Below are 3,531 nucleotides of genomic sequence, written 5' to 3'. Positions count from 1 at the left end.
TTTCAAACCAAAAATAGTCACCCTTGTGGTGCTTTTGGTTTGAAAACTCCTAAGTTCGCTCTTAACAGAGGGTTAAAAATCTGCAATCCCGCGAACTGATGCGCGATTGCGATTTTTGCACACTTGCCACCATCGCTAATTTTGGTTAGCATCCAGATTATCATAGTTGGCTAAGAAAGGATAAAGCAATGTCGATTTTGGATGATAATTTATTTGCAGAAAAGCGCAAACGGCTTCAAGAGCTACAGGATGAGCTGAACAAAGACAAAGCAGAGATTCAGCTGATCTTAGGGGAGTGGTTAGCTAAAGCATTGGCTGATAATAATCAGGAGGTGCTGCAAGAAATATTTCTGAGCGAGTTCAATAACGTTAAATACCTCAAAGCGAAAAGCAAGCGCTCTTTGCTAGCAGATGTTGCCGACAATCTGCAAAAAAATATTGAGAAGGGATTGAAGGTGACAAATAGTGATTTTAAGCCGCCTAAATCTAAAACTGAGGCTAAATCCGAACCGCAGGAAACAAAACAAGCGGATTTGTATGGCGATCCGCTTACCCAAACGGACAATGAGCTGAGATTTTAAGCCAATTTTAGCAGCGGCGGCGTACTTAGTTAGGAAATCAGTTGGTGAGTCATGATGGCAGATTTTACTGAATTGGGTGTGATGAGAATTTTAGTAAAATCTGCTATGTGGCTAAAACGCTCTAAAATGCGATTTAAGGTGCTTCAGAAACTTTTAGCTACCCTAGCATAAAAACTGCTTTTCAAAAGCGCTACGGGCATTTTAAGAGGCTTTCTGAGCGTTTTTAAACTGCGCTTTGGCAGCCGCGCGGAATATTCTTCTATTTTCCATTAAATGCTCTAAGTTTTGCTTCCTCTGTCGTGATTGCTGTTGTAGTGCCCTGTAAGGCGTTTCAAAGGTAGCTGTGGTAGTTGCATACCAAAGTGTAGTTTCAAGCCTGTTCTAGGGCTTCTGTGGCGCTTCTAGAGCTATTGCCAGTGATTGGTTCTTACCAAACTTAAAATTTCAAAAAAAAGGCGTTTAAAAGTTTTTCAAAAAAAAGAGCTGAATTGCCAGTAAATTTATGCTGAAAAGCTAAATTTTGCGATTGGCTCTTTTTTTATTATTTTTATATAGTTTTTAAAAGAGTTTTTAGACCCCTCTCAAATGCTTACAGGGCGTGGCTTAGACGAAACTAAGTAGGACGGATTGACGGCTAAGTAGGACGGATTGACGGCTAAGTAGGACGGATTGACGGCTAAGTAGGACGGATTGACGGCTAAGTAGGACGGATTGACGGCTAAGTAGGACGGATTGACGGCTAAGTAGGACGGATTGACGGCTAAGTAGGACAATGGTATATTTTGTCCTAATTGGGAAGATATTTAGGCTTAAATATGAGTAAAGATTTAGTTGTTATGGATAATGCTGTAATTAATGCAGCTTATGATTTATCGTTGAATGAGCAACGTTTAATCCTGTCGGCTATAGCTCAGATACCTAAAGAAGCCTTTGTAGACGCTAAGCAAGCATATTATGTAACGAGAGATGATTTTATTAGACTGGGTGTTCATCCAGATAATGTAGCTAGAGAAATCAGATCTGCTTCAAAGGATTTGATGAAAAGATCGCTATTTATTAACACTGAGATCGGTGAGCTTGAGTTTCATTGGCTGTCTGAAGTACTGCGTTACGACAAAAATGCAGAAGAGAAAATAAGGGCTAAATACCCAAATCCAGAAGATTATAGTAAGTATATTCAGTTGCTTAAAGCTTATAATATTATCGATAGTTTGAATCCGCCAGTAGACGATGAAAATGTCATTGTCAGGCTTGTATTTAATGAAAGAATTGTGCCTTTTTTATCTGAGCTTAGAAAAAACTTTACTCAATTTAATATAGAGGATGTTGCTGGCTTCGGCAGTTCATATAGTATGAGATTGTACCAAGCTATGATGCAGTATAAGTCAACTGGCTATAGAAAAATAAAGTTGAAAGACTTGCGATATATGCTAGCTTTAGGTACGAAATATAAAGCAACAAAAGATTTAAAAGTTCGAGTCATTGATACGGCTATTAATGAAATCAATGAAAAATCACCTTATCAAGTCAGTTATAAAATGCTTAAAACAGGACGCAAATTTACTGATTTAGAAATCAAATTTCAGCCTAAAAAGTCAGCGTTAAAAGAAGCTACCATAAGAAACCCTACGACGTTTGAACACCAACCTATCAATTCAGAAAAAACGCCAAGTTGGCAGCGTAAAGGACTATCCGACGCTCAAATTAAAAAGCTTGCAATCTATAAAGACCAGTTTGTAGAAGCAAATACCCACCTACTGCGCGATAAAAATATCAGCTATTACGATGCATTTGAGAGCTTTAAAGATCAGCTACAAGATCCTGAACACGTTGGTAAGTTCCACATGCTGGCTGAATTTTTAGCCCTTAAAAAAGATGACGAGCCACCAAAAGTCGCAAAAAAGCCAGCTCAAAGTCAGAAGAAAGTATCTAAAAACACAACTAAAGTTATCAACAGACAAGGCTTAACCGCTGAGCAAATTGAGTTTTTTGCCACCCATCCACAGTTTCAGATGGATCATCCAGTGAAAGGTTATGAGGTTGGGAGTGAGGCACAGATTAGCTATTTAAAGCTTGGGTTAGGATCAAGACCTGCAGATTTTTTTGAAACAGATTTTAATAAGTATTTGAAATAAATACGTTATTAGTATTGTGAATTGAGAGATGAGATGAGCATTGACTTTGAGTGGGATGAACAAAAAAACATCATCAATCAGCAAAAGCATGGCGTATCATTTGAAGTAGCCGCTCGCGTCTTTCATGATCCGCTTTGCCTGCGCCGTCAAGATAGATATGAGCATGGTGAAGAACGATGGCAAGCGCTTGGCGAGGTAGAGGGCACCACTGTACTATTGGTTGCTCATACGCAAAGAGATATAGATGGCGGCGAGGTTATAAGAATTATTTCGGCTCGACGTGCCACCAAACATGAAAGGAGATCTTATGAACATGGTTAGATACTCTATTGATGACTTGCCGCCTTTAACGAAAAAACAGCAAGACAGCCTAAAGCATTTAGCGGCGCTTTCAGATGATGATATTGATTTGTCAGACATTCCAGAAGTTAGCGACTGGTCAGATGCCGTTCGTGGCGGTATTTCAAACCAAGCTTTTAGTGCCGAAGCGTGTTTAGTTCGACCAAGCATCGTGGCTAAATTCAAGGACAAAGCCAAACAGACTGGGGGTAACTACCAAGATATGATTAATGACGCGCTAGAAGAATATCTGCTCGATCATTAATTGAGTTATGACAGGGAAGCAAAAAGACCGTTATAAGTAGTTCTCTTATAACGGTCTTTTTTAAGTGGTTCAGATAGCTAATTTCTAGCCTAATTTAGTGGTTCTTTTGGGGTATGCCCAAAGGAGCCCGCAAGTATGCGCAGGACGAAGCCAGTAGCCGCGCCGATGGTGGCGCGGGTCTATCTGCGCGTCAGCACCGACGCGCAGGACT

Annotated in this window: 5 protein-coding genes and 1 pseudogene; 5 read left to right on the top strand and 1 reads right to left on the bottom strand. The window is 39.9% G+C overall.

Features of this window, described 5'->3' with window-relative positions; translation table 11 throughout:
• Positions 1-188: 188 nt before the first annotated feature.
• Positions 189-581, top strand: coding sequence for a hypothetical protein (locus tag HF322_RS11505; RefSeq protein WP_169393572.1), 393 nt, complete (start codon positions 189-191; stop codon positions 579-581).
• 581 nt (positions 582-1,162) lie between these two features.
• Here HF322_RS11505 and HF322_RS11500 read toward each other — a convergent pair.
• Entirely contained in the window at positions 1,163-1,354 is a 192-nt protein-coding gene (locus HF322_RS11500; RefSeq protein WP_169393571.1) for a hypothetical protein, read from the bottom strand.
• 42 nt (positions 1,355-1,396) lie between these two features.
• Between HF322_RS11500 and HF322_RS11495 the strand changes: the two genes are divergently transcribed.
• The 4 genes and pseudogenes from HF322_RS11495 to HF322_RS11480 all read left to right on the top strand — a co-directional run.
• Positions 1,397-2,716 carry a RepB family plasmid replication initiator protein gene (locus tag HF322_RS11495; RefSeq protein ID WP_169393570.1) on the top strand — a complete coding sequence of 440 codons (1,320 nt, stop codon included), beginning with the start codon at positions 1,397-1,399 and terminating at the stop codon, positions 2,714-2,716.
• A gap of 33 nt (positions 2,717-2,749) precedes the next feature.
• Positions 2,750-3,037, top strand: a complete 288-nt coding sequence (locus HF322_RS11490; protein ID WP_169393569.1) for a BrnT family toxin — start codon at positions 2,750-2,752, stop codon at positions 3,035-3,037.
• Positions 3,024-3,320 (top strand): hypothetical protein, encoded by a 297-nt coding sequence (locus tag HF322_RS11485; RefSeq protein WP_223193279.1) that lies wholly within the window; start codon positions 3,024-3,026, stop codon positions 3,318-3,320. The genes HF322_RS11490 and HF322_RS11485 overlap by 14 nt, the downstream gene beginning before the upstream one ends.
• A gap of 135 nt (positions 3,321-3,455) precedes the next feature.
• Positions 3,456-3,531 (top strand): annotated as a pseudogene (locus HF322_RS11480) (resolvase); the annotation flags it as partial.

This window comes from Psychrobacter sp. MF31 (genome assembly GCF_012847335.1).
GTDB lineage: Bacteria > Pseudomonadota > Gammaproteobacteria > Pseudomonadales > Moraxellaceae > Psychrobacter.
Note: the sequence above shows the minus strand (reverse complement) of the source record. Positions and strands in the feature narration are given on the sequence as shown.

Coding starts and splice junctions, on each gene's coding strand:
- HF322_RS11505 (WP_169393572.1), top strand. CDS start 189: ATGTCGATTTTGGATGATAATTTATTTGCAGAAAAGCGCAAACGGCTT.
- HF322_RS11495 (WP_169393570.1), top strand. CDS start 1,397: ATGAGTAAAGATTTAGTTGTTATGGATAATGCTGTAATTAATGCAGCT.
- HF322_RS11490 (WP_169393569.1), top strand. CDS start 2,750: ATGAGCATTGACTTTGAGTGGGATGAACAAAAAAACATCATCAATCAG.
- HF322_RS11485 (WP_223193279.1), top strand. CDS start 3,024: ATGAACATGGTTAGATACTCTATTGATGACTTGCCGCCTTTAACGAAA.